Genomic DNA, 17,512 nt, shown 5'->3' on the forward strand with positions numbered 1-17,512 from the left:
TCCCTGCTGGAGGCGGCACGGGATGGGTACCACCAGTGCACCGCCGATGGTCCGGGCCGTACAGGGGCCCGAGGCGGTGGATACGTTGCAACCGATGCAATATTGCGCGTTTGTGAAATGTGGGCGGGGTCCGGCTGACCGGAGCCAGGGAGGGGAAGACGTGTCCCGAACACCTAACACTCATCTGCGGGCACTGCTTGAGGAGGCGGGTTGGAACGGTGCCCAACTCGCCGCGGCCCTACGGCATATAGCCACGGAGTACGGGCAGCAGCTGGTCTGTGACCGGTCGGTGGTCTCGCGCTGGCTGTCGGGCACCACGCCCCGGCCACCCGTGCCGGCCTTACTGCTGGAAGTGCTCTCCCGCAGGCTGCAGCGGCCCCTCGGCGCGGTGGAGGCGGGCCTGTCCCGCGCCCCGTCCGCCATGTTCGATCTGTCTGGGGAGGCTGACCCGTTGCGCCGACTGTCCCAACTCACCCGCGCCGACCTCGACCCCAGCCGCCGCCACCTGCTGGGCGCCGGCATGTACAGCCTGGCCGCCTTGACCGTGCCCGACGCCTGGTCGCCACGCGAGAACCCGCCAACCGGGCCACCCCCGGACTTACCCCGCACGAAGGGCCGGGCGGGGCAGGCGGAGGTGGAGCAGATGCAGACCATGGCCCGCGTCTTCGCCGAGGCCGCCGAGGCCCACGGGCCCGGCCATGTACGGACCGCGCTGGCCGCCTACCTCGGTCATGACGTGACGGGATACCTGCAAAGCCGCGCCACCGAGGACCTACGCCGCCGTCTGCTGTCCGGGGCCGCTCAGCTGACCGTGCTGCTCGGCACCATGTGCGCCGGCAGCGGCGCGGACGCCCTCGCCCAGCACTACCACCACACCGCCGCCCAGCTCGCGGTCGAAGCCGGCGATGCGGCCACCTTCGCCATCACGTTGCGGACCATGTCCGCCCACGCCCACGACCTGGGCCACCACACCCCCGCCGTCCTCAACCTCGCACAGCGCGCAGCCGACGCCACCCGCTCCGCAGCCCCGATCGTCGCCGCCTACGCCCACGCTCATCTGGCCGTCATACAGGCCCACCACGACAAACACGCCGCCCTCACCACCCTCGCGGACTCCGAACGCCTCTACGAACAAGCCAACAACACTGCCCCCGGCCCGTTCACCCGCTACCCGGCCGGCGCCCTGCACTACCAGCGCGCCCAGACCCTGGCCACCCTCGGCGACACGGCCGGCGCCACCGGCGCGCTGACCGCCTCCCTGCGCCTACGCACCCCCGCCGAACACCAGGCCCGCACCCTCACCCGCGCCCGCCTCGCCGAAACCCTCCTCACCCAAGGCCACCTCGACGCCGCCCTCACCCACTGGCAGACCTTCCTCGACGACTACCCCACCCTGCACTCCACCCGCACCACCCGCCGCCTTGAGGCCATGCGCCGCCTCCTCAACCCCCACCGACGCCACCGCACCACAGCCCACATCCTCACCCAAGCCGCCTCCATCCACTGAGACCGCGGACGGCACGGTGTCACCGTCGTCGGTGCCTGCGAGTCGGGCGGCAACCTGCCCAGCAGTCGCAGCGGGCAACAGCGCCACGAGAGCGTGATCGAATGGATCCTGCATGATCGAAAAGATGCCCGTCCTTTGGGACCTGGTGGAGTGGGCTCGCCGATCCGGATTGCACGTTCATGCAAATGGAAGCAAATCCATGCGGCAGGCCGTGACCGTGGCCATCGGCCCCGGTGCCGCCCACGGCGGGGGGGTGGCCGGACCCCGGCCGCCGCGCGCAGCCGACCAGCCGGGCTGATCTCCACCCGGAGCCGGGCGACAGCAGCGTCGATGTAGCGAGCCGCCCAGAGAACGACCGCATTCAGAACGAGACCCAGCGAGCCCAACAGGTCTTATCCATCCCGTCCCGGTATGCCTGGCCCGCAGGCGTCCGGTGCGGATGGTGGCGTCCGCCGGTAGGGCCGTCGTCGTTCTCATCGCGGCCGGCCGTGCGGGGGCATCGTCCTGGGCGGGTGCGGCCGGCGTCTCCGGGGGGTTGGAGGCGCCGGCCGCGGTCGGTGTGGGGTTATGCCCAGTTCTGGCGCTGGAGCCACAGATCCTTGGCGTCGCCGGAGCCCTGGGTGAACACGTAGAGGAGCCCTTCGCTGTTGGCGATGACCGGGCTGACGTCGACCGCGCCGATGGCGCCGCCCAGTGACTGGAACGCGCCGTAGGCGGTGGCGTTCTCCTCGTTCTCCACGTCCACCCACAGGGCGTTGTCGGTGCCCTTGACCGTGACGTTGACGCGTCCGTCCTGGCCGAGGGCGGCTGTCGGCCGGTCGATGACACCGCTGTTGATCTTCGCGGGAGTGTTGAAGTTCTCGTAGTCGTTGCTCTGCCCGATCCACCAGGCGGCCTGGTCGCTGCCCCGGTAGAAGATCTGTACGCGTCCGGCGGCATCCAGCAGGGCTGTCGGTTTGCTGGTCACGCCGCCGGTGTTGGACTGCCACGGCTCCCAGGAGTCGGTGGAGTTGGAGGCGTTCTGCTGGATGGTGTAGAGGGTGTCGCTCGCGCCCTTGACCGCCACCACCACGCGCCCTGTCCCGTCCAGGACCGGCGAGGGAGAGGCGAAGATGGCCCCGCCCAGCGACGTCAGGGTGCCGTACGTCTCGTACTTCAGGTCCTGGTTCCTGACGTACCACAGCGCTCCGTCGCTGCCCCGGAAGAACACCTGGATGCGGCCGTCGGCGTTCAGTACCGCTACCGGGTCGCCGCCGGCGGTGGACACGAGGGACTGCGGTGCGCTGAAGCCGCCGTTGATGACGCTCTGGGTGATGACCTCGATGCCGTTGCCGGGGGTGCGGTAGAACACCCGGACCTTGCCGTCCCTGCCGCGGATGGCGCTGGGGACGCCCGCGATGCGGGACCCCTGGTGGTGGATCCACTGCGACCAGGTGCGGTCCCGCAGTTCCCCGCGGCTCCACAGGGTGTCGCCGCCGCCCCGCACGAAGACCCACACCCGGTTGTCCGCGTTCAGGACCGGTGCCGGTTCGGCGTAGATGTCGCCTTCCAGGTTGATCCAGGTTCCCCAGTCGGCGCCGGGCGTGGTCGAAACCACCATGTGCTTCTCCTCGGGTTCGAGCAACTGCTCTATTACGGTGCGTAGTTGATCCGTTATGGAGAGTAGCCATTGGTAGGGTGCCGGAACCCCGTACGGGATAACTTGACCTGATATCAACGGGCAAGCCGGAAACGTGCCCTTGACACACGGATCCGCCGGTCCCGGTCAGGGTCGGCGCCGTCAGTCGTAGAGCAGGGCCGCCGAGGGTGTGGTGGCGGTTCGCCGGCCGGGTGTGGTGTAGGCGAAGTTGAGGACGACGCGCCGTACGCCGGGCCGCCGCAGGGGTGTGGCGCGGTGTGCGGTGGTGTCGCTGCGCAGCAGGTAGGCGTCGCCGGGCGCGTGGTGGGCGCGGCGGGCGAGGGAGGTGTCCAGCTGGTCGAGGCCGGCCGCGCGGGGTACGTACTCCAGCAGCCCTCCGTCATGGGGTGGTCCGGGTGCCTCGGTGAACACGACCAGGGCCAGCGGGTAGTCGTCCAGGTGTGCTCCGTGGGTGTCGCTCTGCTGGTGCAGGACGTTGATGACCGACCTGGGCTACGAAAACGCCGGCACCGGCTTCCGACACCCGGTCAAGAAACCCCAGGGCCGCGAACTCACCATCAGGCAGGAGACGATCAACAAGGTCATCCGTGGCGTCCACAGCGTCGCCGAACGAGCCAACGCCCTGCTCAAGGTTACCTTCAAGGCCCTGCGCCGGGTCAGCCTCGACCCCGGCAGCATCACCCGCATCGCCCACGTGTCCCTCGTTCTGCTCCAGCTGGAAACCGGACGCACCACCTGAACGAAGATCACAAACCGGCACCAGACATTACCGAGAAGGGCTCGGTAACGGTGCTTGCAGGCGCCGCTGCGTCGAGCCTCTGGGCTGGTTTCCTCAGGCCGAGTGATCGGGCGCGGCCTTCTCCAGCCGGCGCGGTGGTCGCAGCCGGCCTGTCAGTGAGGTGGGCACTCTGGGCAGCCACCAGTTGGCCCGGCCAGCCAGGCACATCGCGGCGGGGACCAGGATGCCCCGGACCAGTGTGGCGTCCACCAGGACGGCGAGAGCCAGGCCGAAGCCGAGGATCTTCAGAGAGGTGATCCCGGACAGCATCAGGGCGCCCATGCTGATGGCGACGATCAGGGCAGAGCTGGTGACCAGACGTCCGGTACGGGCGAGGCCGAAGACCACGGCACTGCGGTTGTCTCCGTGGGTGGTGTAGTGCTCCTTGATCCGGGAGAGCAGGAGGAGTTCGTAGTCGATGGAGAGCCCGAAGGCGAGGCAGAACAGCAGCGGGGGGATGCTGTTTTCCAGGGTCGAGGTTGGGGTGAAGTCGCCGACCAGCCACTTCGCGTGGTTGTCCTGGAAGACCAGTACGACGGTGCCGAAGCTCGCAGTCAGGCTCAGCAGCCCGACCAGGATGGCCTTGACCGGTAGCAGCAGTGATCGTGTGAAGAGAAGCAGTAGTGCGAAAGTACTGATGAGAATGGCCAGTCCGGCCCGCGGGAGAGCGTGTGCCATGGCGTGTGTGGTGTCCGCCGAGAGGGCGGCGGGGCCGCCGACCAGCACGGGCCCTGGTGCTGGCAGCGCACGCACGGCGGTGACGAGGCGCTCGGCGGCCGGGCTGCCGGGTACCTGGGGTGCGGTGAGGGTCAGCAGGATCGCATTCCGGCCGTGGTAGGCGGCTGATGCGGGGCTCGCGGGAGCGGTCCGATGTCCGTCGCGGTAGGTGCCTGCGGGCGAGCGCACGGCGGTGACGCCGGGGAGTTCGGAGAGCCGTTGTGCGTAGCGGGCCGTGACAGCGTCTCCCGTGCGCTCGCCGGGAGCGGCCGGAGTCAGCACGAGCTTCAGGCCCCGATGGGGTGCGGATGCGAAGTCGGCGAGAACATGGCCGGCCGTCGCGTGCGAGGAGGCCGACGCGGGCAGGTTTCGTTCATCCACGAGGCTGAACCTGGCATGGCCGAAGGGCAGTGCCAGTATGGCGAGCAGCAGGCAGCATCCGCCGCCGAACAGTACGGGCCTGCGTGCTACGGCCAGTGCGACGCGCCGCCATCCGGGGCTCTCGGCGGACGGTTCACCGGCCCGTCGCCGGATACCGCGCCACAGGTCACCGCGGTCCAAGTACGGGCCCAGCACGGTGAGCAGAGCCGGCACCACGCCCAGCGCGACCGCCGCGGACAGGGTCACGACGGTGATCCCGGCCCACACCAGGGAGGTCAGGAAAGGCATTGGCAGGAGCAGCAGCGCACCGAGCGCCAGCGCAATGGTGAGCGCGGAGAAGAGCACGGTGTGCCCTGCGGTGCGGGCGGCCTCGGCGACCGCCTGCTGTTCGGACATCCCAGAGGTGATGCCCTCGCGGTAGCGCGCCACGAGGAACAGTCCGTAGTCGACGGCGAGGGCGAAGCCGAGCGCGGTGGTGATGTTGGCTGCGAACGCCGAGACTTCCGTCAACTCGCTGAGGAGCCGCAGCGAGGCAAGCCCTCCGGTTACCGACAGCAGGCCGATGGCCATCGGCACGATGATGGCCACGAGCGAGCCGTAGGCCGCCGCGAGCACCAGCAGCACCAGAGGGGCCGCGAACAGTTCGGCGCGCATGAGGTCGGTCCGGCTCTGCCGGACGGCTTCGTGCTTGGCCCATGCCGGGCCTGTGGCTGACACCTCGAATGTCCCTCGGCTGCCGGTGAGCTGGGGCACGATGCGGGCCGCCGTACGTACGCGGTCGGACTCGGTGCCTCGCAATTCGGCGACGACGAGGGCGGATCGCCCGTTGCGCGACCGTAGCGCGGGGTCGCCCGTGGTCCAGTACGACGCGCTCCGGTGTACGCCCTCCATACGGGCGACGCGTTCAGTGAAGGCCGCTCCGGCTGTGCGGGTACGGGAGTCGTCCGCCGACGCCCGGGTGCGGACCAGGAGGACGACGTCGCCGACCGGCACGGTGAACTGGCGAGCCAGTGCTTGCTCGGCGTGTTCGGCCTCGGTGTTCCCCGGGGTGTAGCCGCCCTGCCCCAGTCGGTCGAAGGAGCCCTCGGCGAGGAGCGCGCAGACCGCGGCGAACAGGGCGGCGACGCTCAGCACCCACCAGACGGAGCGCGATCGCCGGTCCTTTCGCTCAACCTGCGGCTCCTGGATCCGTAGCTTTCCCTGCATGCTCGGTGACTCCATTGGATCTCTTCGACTCGGCATCCACGCTGCGTCACGTGATAGCTAAAAGTAACTTTACAATTACTCTATGTAAATTCTGTGTTCGTTCGCCGCCACGTCGATGCGAGAGAAGAATCGTCTATGCCCCTGGAGCCTCCTCTCACGGACCTCAAGTCGAATCCTCCACTTCCCTCGCCCACGGACCAGTTCCTGTATCGGTCCGCGAGGGAGGCCCACGACCAGGCCGAATATCTGGGCTATCTCCTGTTGTTCCAGGGCACTCCGCCGTCCGTCGAACGGGTCCGTGACCATGTGGCCGCCGCCGCGCCTCGCGTTCCGGCGTGGGCGTACCGTCTTGCCGGACGGCATGGTCGTCTGGCCTGGGAGGCTGTCGCCGATCTCGATCCGCGTGGTCATGTCCATGAACTGCGGCTGGCGCCGGGCCCGGACCCTGTCGGGCGGATGGCGGACGAGCTGCACCGGCTCCCGTTCCCCGAGGACGCCCCGGACTGGGGTATCTGGCTGGTCCGTGGCTGGGCGCCGGACAGCTACGCCCTCTGTTACCGGGTCCATCACGCCCTGCAGGACGGCATGGGCGCCGCGGCCGTGATCGGCGCGCTATTCGGTCCCGGCGAGCATCGGTTGCCGCTGACCGTGCCGCCCCAAGTCGAACCGCCCCTGAAACCAGGCGAATTGGCGGCCATGCTCGCGGCCGACATTCCTGCGGCAGCACGCCGCACCGCTCGCTGGACTCCTGGTCTGCGCCCGCCCGGCGCACACCAGACGGTGCATCACACCCACGTCGAGGTGGAGCGGCTGCGCAGGCTCAGCAAGAGCGCCGGGGTCACTCTCAACCAGGTCTACCTCGCCGTCACCGCCGGGGCTCTGCGGGCTTGGAGCCCGGCCGACTGGAGTACGGGAAAGCGCCCACTGCATGTCTGCACGCCGTTGGACACCCGCCCCGCCGGGTACGAACAAGCCACACTCGGCAATCACATGGCGATGCTGCGCATCCCCTTGCCCTGCGCGGAGCCCGATCCCCGGCGCCGGCTGGAGTCCGTGGTCCGCGCCGCCCGGGTGTCCCCCGAGCGGCGCATGGCCACCCGAGCGGGGCTACGGGTACTGCCCCGCACCGGCGCCGCACTGATCCGGTATTTCCTCGGTCCCCGGCGCACGGCCCTGACGGTCACCAACGTTCGCGCCCCCAACGGGCTGTCCTTCGGCGCCGACCCGGTGATCGCCTGCGTCGGACTGCCCGCCCTCCTCCTGGGCCACGCCCTGATCGTCTGCCTGGCCAGTTACGGTCCCGAAGCCAGCGTGGTCTTCGTCTCCGACCGTACCGACCCTGATCCGGCCGTTCTGCCCGGTCTGTGGCACACCGCGCTGGCCGAACTCGAACAGGCTTACTCATGCTGACCGTGTTCACCGGTGCCACCGGATTCCTCGGTTCCCATCTGCTCGTACGGCTCCTGCGGCATCCGGGGCAGGTCACGGCGCTCGTGCGGCAGGACGGCGAGGAGGGCTGGCAACGACTGGAACGGGCGCTGCTTGCCACCGGTCAGCCGATGCCCGATGAACTGCGCAAGAGGGTGCGGCTGGAACGCGCCGACATCGCCGAACCGCTCCTGGGCCTCAGCCCCGAACGGCACCGGGAGCTGGCACAGCAGGCGGATGCCATCTGGCACAGCGCCGCCGCCATCGAACTCGTCGCGCCGGTGGAACACCTGACACGGGTGAACGTCGAGGGTACCCGCCGTGTCCTCGACCTGGCAGCGGCCGCCCGAGGCCGACGCCCCCGAGTCGTCCTCGTCAGCAGCGCCTATGTGGCCGGCGGACGGCTGGAAGGCACCGTACGCGAGGACGAACTCGATATCCGGCACGGCTTCCTCACCCCGTACGAGGCATCCAAGTACGCGGCCGAGCAGGTGGCCCGCGCGTGGGCCCACGCGCACGACCATCCCGTGACGGTGCTACGACCGGGCGTCCTGCTGACCGACCGCCAACTGCCCGCCGGGGCGCCACGACATCCACTCGCCGACGTGGGCGCCCGGTTGTCCGTACTCGCCCGCCACGATCCCTCCCGGTTGTTTCCCGGCACGGCGCCCGGCGGCTCGCTGCGATGGAAGATCCCCGGCCGCGACGACGCCGTACTGAATCTTCTTCCGATCGAGTACGCGGCCCGGGCAGCAGCGCACATCGCGTTGCGTGAACCAGCCCGGCTCGTCGAGACGTTCCACCTCACCCACCCTTACGACACGCCGGTACGGGACTGCCTGGACGTCATGCGCGGCATCTGCCCCTGGTTGGACGTGCGCATCGATTCGCAGGCGACGCCAGGCTCTTTGGATCCCGCCGGGCAGCGGCTGGCCGGGCTGCTGGGCGGCGTCCACGCCCACACCCGCGCACGTCGCCACTACGACAGGACCGCGCTGCTGGACGCGCTCGCCGGGGCAGTCCCTGACCCGGTTCCGCTGGACACACGCTATCTGAACGCCGCTTTCGCGTCGGCAGCGCCTTCCGCCGAGTCCGCCACCGGTTAACGGAGATCAGCATGTCTGCAAGCTACGGCCAGATCGTCGGTATCCTCACCGACTCGCTCGGGCGCTCTCGTGCGGCACTGCGGCCGGAGAGCACCTTCGCCGGCCTGGGCCTCGACTCGCTCGCCCTCCTCGAACTGGGTGTCATCGTCGAGGAGCGCACCGGCGCCCGGCTGGAGGGCGTCGACGCCCGCTCCACGCTGGCAGAGACCGCCACCGCGCTCGACCATGCCCTCGCATCGAGACCCGCTGACTGCGCTGCCCACGGGCTCCCGCCGTCGCCAACCGAGCCCAGTGAGCAGGTCCTGCCGACGACGGTGGAACCCAGCCGATGAGGCACGACGACATCGCAGTCACCGGTACCGGCCTGGTCACCCCGGCCGGCATCGGTATCGACGCGACCTGGCAGGGACTGGTGGCCGGCCGTCCGACAGCGTCCACGGATCCCGAACTCACCCATCTGGACGTCGACTTCACCTGCCGGGTCCCCGACTTCGACGCGGGCCGGCTGTTGGGCCGCTCGCTCTCCTGGCGGCTGGACCGCTGCACCCAGCTGGCACTCGTCGCAGCACGGGAGGCGGTCGCCGACGCCGGACTCGACATCGGCGAATGGGATCCGACGCGTGTGGCCGTGATCCTCGGCGTCGGCAGCAACAGCCTGGAGCGGTATCCGCAGGAATTCGGCCGGTACAACGATGGCCGGGCAAACAGGATGTCACCGCTGGCCATCGTCCGCAGCGTCCCCAGCATGGTTCCCGCCGAGGTCACACTCGACCTCGGGACTCGCGGTCCGAGCCTGTCCGTGGCCACCGCCTGCGCCTCCGGCACGACCGCGCTGGGCATCGCCCGGGATCTGCTGCGCGGCGGCGCCTGCGACATCGCCGTCACCGGCGGCGCCGAATCAGGCTGTCACCCCGGAGTGGTCGCCTGCTTCCAGCAAATGCGCGCGCTGTCCAGGCGTACGCACGACCCCGCCGGAGCCTCCAGGCCCTTCGATCGGGACCGGGACGGCTTCGTCCTAGGGGAAGGGGCCGGCATTCTCGTCCTCGAACGCGCCGCACACGCGGCCGCCCGCAGCGCCCGCCCCCGAGCCGTACTGGCCGGCTTCGGAGCCTCCAGCGACGCCCACGACATCTCAGCCCCACACCCCCAGGGCCGCGGCGCCGCCGACGCGATGCGAGCGGCCCTGCGCGACGCCGGGCTGAGCCCCGCCGACATCGACCACGTCAACGCGCACGGAACCTCGACCCTGCTCAACGACACCGCCGAATCCCATGCCCTGCACACGGTCTTCGGCACACCCCCGTCCGTCACCGCGAACAAGAGCGTCCTGGGCCATGCCCTGGGTGCGTCGGGCGGCATCGAAGCGGCGGTGACCGTACTCACCCTCCAGCACCAGACCATCCCACCCACCGCCAATCTCCACACGCCCGATCCGAACATCGACTTGGACGTCGTACGCAAATCCCCTCGCCCATCGCCGATCCGGGCCGCCCTCAGCAACTCCTTCGGCTTCGGCGGCCAGAACGCAGTCTCCCTGTTCACCACAACGACCTCGTGACCATAACGCCTGACCGACAACCCAAACACCCGGCGGCCCACCGTGCCCACCGGGCACCCAGGCCTGCCCACACCCGCCCTGGCCAGGCCCTTTTTACGCGTCAGAGCTGCGGGCGAAGCCGGCCCGGGTCGGCCACGTTCAGGGCCTCCTGGGGGCGGGTGTGCTGCGCGCTGCCGTTGCGCCAGGTGTTCCAGGAGAGATTCCAGTCGCCGAAGCCGTTGCCGAACGGCGGCATCGCCGCGCCGTGGCTGTGGACGACCTGGACGATGTCTCCCTGTCGTACGACGCCGTAGAATCAGGCCGCGTTGCCGGTGCTCATACCGACGCAGCCGTGGCTGACGTTGGCGTGTCCTTGCGATCCCTCGGACCACGGGGCCGCGTGCACGTACTCGCCACTGCGCGTCAGGCGGACGGCGTGGCGCACCAGTTGGTCGAACGAGTCGGGGCTGCCCGCGGGGATGCCGATACTGGTGCTGCGCATCCGCACCACACGTTCGCGGGCGAGTACCACCTTGATGCCGTTGCGGGTGGGGAAGCCGGGCCTGCCGGTGGTGACCGGCAGGTTCCTGATGACCTGGCCGTTGCGGAGGACCGTCATGACATGGGACGCGGCGTCGATCACGCTCTCCACCCGGTCGCCGGTGGCAAATCCCCATGCCCCGGCGACGCCGCCGTACAGGCCGTGCGCGATCCTCACATCCCCCAGCTCGCTGCGGACGCGGACGGTGGCGCGGGCGGGCCAGTACAGCCGGGGCCGGTAGTGCAGGGTCCTGTCGTCGACCCAGTGCCAGGCGCCTTCGGCCGGCGGGGTCGACTCGACCTTGAGAGCATCCTCGACGGTCCTCCGGGCCGGCAGGTCCCTGATGGGCGCGTCCAGTTCGGCCGTGACCGGCTGGCCGGGACGGAGCCACATACCCGGTCGGTTGACTGGACACTCCTTGACGATCTGTCGGCAGAGAGGCACCGGAACATGACCGGACAACCGCCGTACCAGACTCAGCAGGCACCTTGGAATCCGTTCGCCACCCTGGAACAGGTCGGTGTGCTCGCGCTGGGGTCCGTCGATCTCGCACTCGATGTTGCACGCCTTCCGCCCGGCACCGGCCGGTTCACCACCGCTCGCCTGATGCGGACCCTCCCGATCCGGTTTCCGGTCTCATCGGTTCACTGACGACGGTGCCTGAACAAGTCCGGGGCACCGGCTGCCCCCGCGACGGCTGCCGCCCTGCTACTGCAAAGCCGGGGGCGGAAAGGGCTCCCGCGCCTCTTCCCCCAGCGCGCTGTCGAGCGCGAAGTGACTCTGCGCGCCGCTGCCAACCGGGTGAGGCATTCAGCCGTCGGTTACATGGGGCGGCCACACTGAACCACAACGACCGCCATGTTCCTTCCTCCCTCAACGGCCAGGTACAACGACGCGGCTCGGCGTCCTGTATGCGTGTCCTTCCCGCCGCGGGTCCGGCCGCACCCGATGAGTCACTCCGTTCTCCTTCCCTCACATCTCGGACACGTTCCGAACCAAGGGAGACGCCATGCCCACCGTCCGTGATGCCGTACTGGACCTGCTGCGCAACCACGGGATGACCACGCTGTTCGGCAACCCCGGCAGTACCGAGATCCCGTTCCTGGCCGACCTGCCACCCGACTTCTCCTACGTCCTGAGCCTGAACGAGGCCACCGCGACCGCCATGGCCGACGGCTACGCCCAGGCCTCCCGGCGCCCGGCCCTGGTCAACCTGCACAGCGCGGTCGGGCTGGGCAACGGGATGGGCTCACTGGTCAACGCCGCCGCCTCGCACAGCCCCGTCGTCGCGCTGGTGGGCCAGCAGGCCCGCCCGCTGCTGGCGACCCCGGCCGCACTGGCCAACCAGCATCCGACCCTGCTGCCGTTGGGCACCGTGAAGTTCGCGGCTGAGCCGACGCGTGCCGAGGACGTTCCAGCGATCCTGGCCCAGGCCATCCATCTGGCCACCCAGCCGCCGGCCGGACCGGTATGCGTATCGGTACCGATGGACGACTGGGATCGAGAATGCGATCCGGCGCACTACCGTCCCACCGTTTCGAGAGGCGTCGTAGGCGGAGGCGTACTGGGCGCGCAGGCCGTCGAGGATCTGTGTGACCTGGTCGCAGCCGCCCGCACCCCGGTCCTGGTCGTCGGGCACGAACTGGACACCACACATGGCTTCGACCACGTGGCCCGGCTCGCCGAGCATCTCGCGGCACCGGTCTGGCTATCCGGGTTCTCCCCCCGCTGCGGATATCCCACCGGCCATCGCGCCTTCCGCGGCACGCTGCCCATGGACGCCCGCTCGGTCCGCTCCGCCCTGAACGGTCACGACCTCGTGATCGCTCTGGGCTGCCCGGTGTTCACCTACTACCCCCACGACCCCGCGCCCGCTCTGCCCGAAGGCACCGAACTCGTCTCGGTCACCGCCGACCCGCACACCGCGGCGCGAGCCGTGGCCGGCGACACCTATATCGGTGCCCCCGACGCGGCAGTCCACACCCTGCTCGCCCAGGTACCGCCCAGCGGCCGCGTCCTGCCCGAGCGTCCGGTTCTTCCCGCTCCCCGGAAGGCCACGGTACCCGGTCGGCTGAGCACCGAGGAGATCTTCGACGTCGTCGCCCGCGCCCTTCCCGCCGAAACCATCGTCGTCAACGAGGCCATCCGCCAACTACCGCAGTTCTGGGCCCGCGTTCCAGTACGCCGCCCTGGCGGCTTCCACATGGCCGGTGCCATCGGGCTCGGCTTCGGCCTGCCCGGCGCCATCGGGGTCCAGCTGGCCTGCCCCGACCGGCCCGTGCTGGCCATCCTGGGTGACGGCTCCCTCCAGTACACAGTGCAGGCCCTGTGGACCGCCGCACAGCGGCGCATCCCTCTGACGGTCGTGGTCCTGAACAACAACGAGTACGCGATTCTCAAGGACTGGGGCAACCGTCTGGGCACCGGGCACATCCCCGGCCTTGACCTCCCCGGCATCGACATCACCGCTCTCGCCCGCGGCTACGGTATCTCCACCACCCGCGCAGAAACCACTGATCAACTCCGCCAGGCCCTGGACCATTCCCTGGCCGATGCCCATCCCCATCTCATCGAAGCCGCCCTCGCCCCCTCGCCCTACCGCTGGAACAGCGACGGCGCCACACCTTCCAGCACCACGGCAACCAAATCGAGTCTGAACTCGGCGGAGCGAGGGTGAACCGTGTCGACCGGCGCAGAGGGCCACAACCACGAGGAGACCCGCGTGGTGCGGCTCCTGACCGTCGACGGCCTCGACTTTCCGCTTTCCCTTCCCCCGCTCGGCCGCCCGGGTCAACCTGCCCGGTACGCACCTGAGGTTCCCAGCCTGTCCCTGGGGACCTGACTCGCAATCTCAGCGTGCACGTCCCACGCAGCGCGCGGTTCAGCAGGACAGACCACCACACGGCCCTGGACTTCCGGGCAAAGGGAGCACGCGTGAGCGAAACCGACTACCAGGCACCCTCCGAGCCCGCCGACGGCGGCCGGACCGATCCTCTCGTCCAGCTGTCCCTGCAGCAGCTGCGGCAGCGCACCAGCATGAAGTGGCGGGCGCACCCCGCAGACGTCCTCCCCCTCTGGGTGGCGGAGATGGACGTCCCCCTCGCACCCGCCATCGCCGACGCCCTGCAACGGGCCGTCACGCTCGGAGACACCGGATACCCCTACGGCACCGCCTATGCCGAATCCCTTGCCTCCTTCGCCGCCAGGCGATGGCAGTGGGACGGTCTGCGCGTGGAGAACACCGCGATCGTCCCCGACGTCATGATGGGCATCGTCGAAATCCTCCGCCTCATCACCAGCCCCGGCGACGCGGTCGTCGTCTGCTCCCCCGTGTACCCCCCGTTCTACGCGTTCGTCTCCCACGACGGCCGGCACATCATCGAGGCCGGCCTCGGCTCCGACCTCCGAATCGACCTCGGCGCACTCGAAGACGCCTTCGTACGCGCCCGGCGCCACGGCCGCCGCGCCGCCTTCCTGATGAGCAACCCGCACAACCCGACCGGCGTCGTCCACACGCGCACCGAACTCGAAGCGGTCACCGCGCTCGCTCTCAGCCACGGCGTCCGGGTGGTGTCCGACGAAATCCATGCCCCGCTGGCCCTGCACGGGGCCCACTTCACCCCTTTCCTCAGCGTTCCCGGCTCCGAGAACGGCTTCACCGTCACCTCCGCGTCCAAGGCATGGAACCTGGCCGGTCTCAAGGCCGCCGTAGCCATCGCCGGAACCGACGCCGCGGAGGATCTCCGGCGTATGCCCGAAGAGGTCAGCCACGGCCCCAGCCACCTGGGGGTCCTCGCCCACACCGTGGCGTTCCGTGACGCCACCGACTGGCTCGACGAACTCCTCGTCGGACTCGACGCCAACCGCAGCCTGCTGGGCAAACTGATCGAGGAACACCTCCCGGACGTGCGGTACACCCCGCCCCAGGGCACCTATCTCGCCTGGCTGGACTGCACCCGCCTCGGACTGCACGACGACAACCCCTCCAGCGGCCCCGGAATCGTCAGCGACCTGGCGGGGCCGGCCAGGATGTTCTTCGACGAAGCCCGCGTCGCCGTCAGCTCAGGCCATGTCTTCGGCGCCGGCGGCGCCGGCTGCGTACGCCTCAACTTCGCCACCACACCCGCCATCCTGCGCCAGGCACTCACCAGGATGGGACGTGCCACCAAGCGGACTGATCCGCCCGGCCGGACCTGAGAGGTCACACCCGGAGCCGGCCGAGGGTGCGGGCGCGGTGTCCGGCAGGGCTGAAGGTGCGGTTCATTCGTTGGAAGCGCCAGGTGTAGTCCGGCCACAGGGTGGTGTTGGTGCCGGTGCGTGGGTCCAGATACCAGCTGCTGCAGCCGCCGGTGGTCCACACGGAGTCGGACATCCGCCGCTGCAGGCGCGCGTTGTACGCCGCCTCGGTCTGCGGCAGTACCTCGATGTCGGCGATCGAGTGGTCGCGCATCTGGGCGATGCAGTCGACGGCATAGCGGATCTGTGCCTCGATGACGAGGGTCATCGAGGAGTGCGGCAGACCGCTGTTCGGGCCGATGGTGAAGAACAGGTTGGGAAAACCGGAGACCATCACCCCCTGGTGGGCCCGCATGCCCTTGGCCCATGCCTCGGAGAGCCGCTGCCCGCCGCGTCCGCTGATGCCGTGCGCCATGGGCGGGTCGGTGGTGCGGAAACCGGTGCACAGCACGATGGCGTCGGTACGGCGTTCCGTGCCGTCCCGGGAGACCACGGTGTCCGCCCCGACCTCGGCGATGCCGTCGGTGATCAGGCCGACATTGGCTGCGGCGACCGCCGGGTAGTAGTCGTTGGAGAGCAGGACGCGCTTGCAGCCGAAGGCGAAGTCGGGAGTGAGTCGCTCGCGCAGTTCCGGATCGGCCACGCTGCGGCTCAGATGCCGCAGTGCCAGCGCCTGAAGCGCCTTCCGGATGCGGACGTGCCCCCCGACGAAGCCGAGGACATAGCTCTCCCGGCTCCAGAACAGGGCCTGCCGGACCAGCTGTTGGAGTGCCGGAAGCCGGGAGTAGAGCTCGTGCTCGGTCCGGGTGAGCGTACGGTCGTGCCGCGAAATCACCCAGGGCGGGGTCCGCTGGTAGAGATCGAGCCGGGCCACCTGCGGCTGGATCGCGGGCACGACCTGGATCGCGGAGGCGCCGGTGCCGATCACTGCGACTTTCCGGCCCGCGAGGTCGAACTCGTGGTTCCACCGCGAGGAGTGGAAGACCGGTCCCCGGAACTCGGCGAGGCCGGGGAGGTCCGGCACGGCCGGGAGGCTGAGCGGCCCGGTCGCGGAGACGAGGAAGCGCGCCCGGTAGACCGTGTCGCCAAGGGGCGAGGTGACCCGTATCTTCCAGCGGGCCGCCGACTCGTCCCAGGCGGCTTCGCGCACCTTGTGACGCAGCCTCAGATGGGGACCGAGCCCGAAGACGTCGACGCTGCGCCGCAGGTAGTCGTGGATCTCCGGTTGGGTGGAGAAGGAACGGCTCCACCTGGGGTTGGGGAAGAACGAGAAGGAGTACAGGATGGAGGGGATGTCGCAGGTGGCGCCGGGATAGCTGTTGTCCCGCCAGGTCCCGCCGACGTCCATGGCCCGCTCCAGGAGCACGAAGTCGTCGATTCCCGCTTGCTTGAGCCGTGCTCCCATGCCCAGGCCGGAGAATCCCGCCCCCACGACGGCGACCTCGACCGTGTGCACCGTGTCCTCCGCCTTGGGCGCGTTGTCGTCCATGCTTCTCTCCCGGGGGCGTCAAGTGCGCTGGAATTACGTGAAGTCGATCCACGAACCGATCATTTGGTGTGCGTGCTAGCGTCGTTGGACATGGACCTTTTCTTTGCTGAGCGGTTCGCCAGGGAATGGGCCGAGGCGTGGAACTCCCACGATCTGGAGCGCATCCTGGCTCACTACACCGATGACGTCGTCTTCGCCTCGCCCGGCATTGTCCGGTTACTTGGCGATCCGTCGGGAGAAGTGCACGGAAAGGACGCCCTGCGCGCGTACTGGGCCGCCGCGTTGAGATATCTGCCCGGGCTTCGTTTCACCGTCGAGGACGTCCGGATCTCCGTCGGTACCGTGGTCATCAACTACCGCAACGAGCGGGGCCAGGCGGTCTCGGAGGTGCTGGCCTTCCGGGAGGGCCTGATCTGTCGGGGGCTTGGTGCCTATGGGGACGAGGACTGGGATGTGAGGCCCGAGGTCGGTGGATCGAATTCTGGCCGGAGGCCTGCGGGTGGTTCTGGTTCATAGGTTTCCACCGCGGTCCGCCATGACTGGGGGACGGCGATGGAGCACGCTTCGACGACGTTGTAAGCGATCATGGACGACTCGCCCTCGGCAGCCGGAATTCCGTTTCCTTCATGCCACATGGCGTACTCGAAGGTGAACGACTTGCCCCCGATCCGGGAGATCCTGACACCCACGCAGACGGGATCGCGGAAATGCAGTGGCTGCGCGTAGGAAAGGGATATCCGGCCCACCACGAATCCGCGTGGGCCGTCCACGTCCTCCTTGAGCACATCGCCCTGGTAGACCGCACGGGCGCTCTCCGCCCAGCGTAGATAGGCGACACTGTTGACGTGGCCCAGCATGTCCACGTCGTGGAAGGGCACTTCGAAGCGCTGCACGCAGCGGAAGCGGGAGTGGTCGGGGCTGTTCGGGGCTGGCGCCAAGGCCGTCCT

At 69.3% G+C, this 17,512-nt stretch carries 13 protein-coding genes and 2 pseudogenes; 9 read left to right on the forward strand and 6 right to left on the reverse strand.

The window, feature by feature from the left end:
* The first annotated feature begins 160 nt into the window (after positions 1–160).
* Positions 161–1,507: a hypothetical protein gene (locus G3I71_RS11240; RefSeq protein ID WP_164313844.1), complete on the forward strand. Its 1,347-nt coding sequence runs from the start codon at positions 161–163 to the stop codon at positions 1,505–1,507.
* A 565-nt stretch (positions 1,508–2,072) separates the two neighbouring features.
* Here the strand turns inward: G3I71_RS11240 and G3I71_RS11245 are convergent.
* Together G3I71_RS11245 and G3I71_RS11250 are read right to left on the reverse strand one after the other, a co-directional pair.
* Positions 2,073–3,107: a hypothetical protein gene (locus G3I71_RS11245; RefSeq protein ID WP_164313845.1), complete on the reverse strand. Its 1,035-nt coding sequence runs from the start codon at positions 3,105–3,107 to the stop codon at positions 2,073–2,075.
* A gap of 180 nt (positions 3,108–3,287) precedes the next feature.
* A complete protein-coding gene (locus G3I71_RS11250) occupies positions 3,288–3,557 on the reverse strand; it encodes a hypothetical protein (RefSeq protein ID WP_164313846.1) in 270 nt (89 codons plus the stop codon).
* A 67-nt stretch (positions 3,558–3,624) separates the two neighbouring features.
* Between G3I71_RS11250 and G3I71_RS11255 the strand changes: the two are divergent.
* Positions 3,625–3,885 (forward strand): annotated as a pseudogene (locus G3I71_RS11255) (transposase family protein); the annotation flags it as partial.
* A gap of 93 nt (positions 3,886–3,978) precedes the next feature.
* On the opposite strand, the gene G3I71_RS11260 reads toward G3I71_RS11255, so the two are convergent.
* On the reverse strand, positions 3,979–6,228 hold the full coding sequence (locus G3I71_RS11260) for an MMPL family transporter (RefSeq protein ID WP_164313847.1): 2,250 nt from the start codon (positions 6,226–6,228) through the stop codon (positions 3,979–3,981).
* A gap of 135 nt (positions 6,229–6,363) precedes the next feature.
* On the opposite strand from G3I71_RS11260, the gene G3I71_RS11265 reads away from it, so the two are divergent.
* Genes G3I71_RS11265 through G3I71_RS11280 form a run of 4 tightly spaced genes read left to right on the forward strand, consistent with a single transcriptional unit; the run spans position 6,364 to position 10,320 of the window.
* A complete protein-coding gene (locus G3I71_RS11265; protein ID WP_164313848.1) occupies positions 6,364–7,638 on the forward strand; it encodes a wax ester/triacylglycerol synthase domain-containing protein in 1,275 nt (424 codons plus the stop codon).
* Entirely contained in the window at positions 7,632–8,762 is a 1,131-nt protein-coding gene (locus G3I71_RS11270; RefSeq protein ID WP_164313849.1) for an SDR family oxidoreductase, read from the forward strand. Before G3I71_RS11265 ends, G3I71_RS11270 begins: the two co-directional genes overlap by 7 nt.
* 11 nt (positions 8,763–8,773) lie before the next feature.
* Complete coding sequence (locus G3I71_RS11275) at positions 8,774–9,094, forward strand: acyl carrier protein (RefSeq protein WP_164313850.1); 321 nt, start codon at positions 8,774–8,776, stop codon at positions 9,092–9,094.
* Positions 9,091–10,320, forward strand: a complete 1,230-nt coding sequence (locus tag G3I71_RS11280) for a beta-ketoacyl synthase (protein WP_164313851.1) — start codon at positions 9,091–9,093, stop codon at positions 10,318–10,320. The genes G3I71_RS11275 and G3I71_RS11280 overlap by 4 nt, the downstream gene beginning before the upstream one ends.
* 100 nt (positions 10,321–10,420) lie before the next feature.
* On the opposite strand, the pseudogene G3I71_RS11285 reads toward G3I71_RS11280, so the two are convergent.
* Positions 10,421–11,218, reverse strand: a pseudogene (locus G3I71_RS11285) (L,D-transpeptidase); the annotation flags it as partial.
* 631 nt (positions 11,219–11,849) lie between these two features.
* Between G3I71_RS11285 and mdlC the strand changes: the two are divergent.
* Both mdlC and G3I71_RS11295 read left to right on the forward strand, forming a co-directional pair.
* Complete coding sequence (gene mdlC / locus G3I71_RS11290) at positions 11,850–13,517, forward strand: benzoylformate decarboxylase (protein ID WP_164313852.1); 1,668 nt, start codon at positions 11,850–11,852, stop codon at positions 13,515–13,517.
* Positions 13,518–13,774: 257 nt separating this feature from the next.
* Entirely contained in the window at positions 13,775–15,037 is a 1,263-nt protein-coding gene (locus G3I71_RS11295; RefSeq protein ID WP_343242921.1) for a MalY/PatB family protein, read from the forward strand.
* Between the two features lie 4 nt (positions 15,038–15,041).
* On the opposite strand, the gene G3I71_RS11300 is transcribed toward G3I71_RS11295, so the two are convergent.
* Complete coding sequence (locus G3I71_RS11300; RefSeq protein WP_164313853.1) at positions 15,042–16,565, reverse strand: NAD(P)/FAD-dependent oxidoreductase; 1,524 nt, start codon at positions 16,563–16,565, stop codon at positions 15,042–15,044.
* Between the two features lie 90 nt (positions 16,566–16,655).
* On the opposite strand from G3I71_RS11300, the gene G3I71_RS11305 reads away from it, so the two are divergent.
* A complete protein-coding gene (locus G3I71_RS11305; protein ID WP_164313854.1) occupies positions 16,656–17,081 on the forward strand; it encodes a nuclear transport factor 2 family protein in 426 nt (141 codons plus the stop codon).
* Here the strand turns inward: G3I71_RS11305 and G3I71_RS52910 are convergent.
* Entirely contained in the window at positions 16,997–17,458 is a 462-nt protein-coding gene (locus G3I71_RS52910) for an acyl-CoA thioesterase (RefSeq protein ID WP_369335568.1), read from the reverse strand. The genes G3I71_RS11305 and G3I71_RS52910 overlap by 85 nt on opposite strands.
* Positions 17,459–17,512: the final 54 nt, after the last annotated feature.

Origin of the sequence: Streptomyces sp. SID12501 (assembly GCF_010550245.1) — a bacterium.
In the GTDB taxonomy this organism is placed as follows: domain Bacteria; phylum Actinomycetota; class Actinomycetes; order Streptomycetales; family Streptomycetaceae; genus Streptomyces.

Excerpts from the sequence above, each read along its gene's own strand:
- G3I71_RS11305 (WP_164313854.1), top strand. The coding sequence starts at position 16,656 with ATGGACCTTTTCTTTGCTGAGCGGTTCGCCAGGGAATGGGCCGAGGCG.
- G3I71_RS11300 (WP_164313853.1), bottom strand. The coding sequence starts at position 16,565 with ATGGACGACAACGCGCCCAAGGCGGAGGACACGGTGCACACGGTCGAG.
- G3I71_RS11270 (WP_164313849.1), top strand. The coding sequence starts at position 7,632 with ATGCTGACCGTGTTCACCGGTGCCACCGGATTCCTCGGTTCCCATCTG.
- G3I71_RS11245 (WP_164313845.1), bottom strand. The coding sequence starts at position 3,107 with ATGGTGGTTTCGACCACGCCCGGCGCCGACTGGGGAACCTGGATCAAC.
- G3I71_RS11260 (WP_164313847.1), bottom strand. The coding sequence starts at position 6,228 with ATGCAGGGAAAGCTACGGATCCAGGAGCCGCAGGTTGAGCGAAAGGAC.
- G3I71_RS11275 (WP_164313850.1), top strand. The coding sequence starts at position 8,774 with ATGTCTGCAAGCTACGGCCAGATCGTCGGTATCCTCACCGACTCGCTC.
- G3I71_RS11265 (WP_164313848.1), top strand. The coding sequence starts at position 6,364 with ATGCCCCTGGAGCCTCCTCTCACGGACCTCAAGTCGAATCCTCCACTT.
- mdlC (WP_164313852.1), top strand. The coding sequence starts at position 11,850 with ATGCCCACCGTCCGTGATGCCGTACTGGACCTGCTGCGCAACCACGGG.
- G3I71_RS11280 (WP_164313851.1), top strand. The coding sequence starts at position 9,091 with ATGAGGCACGACGACATCGCAGTCACCGGTACCGGCCTGGTCACCCCG.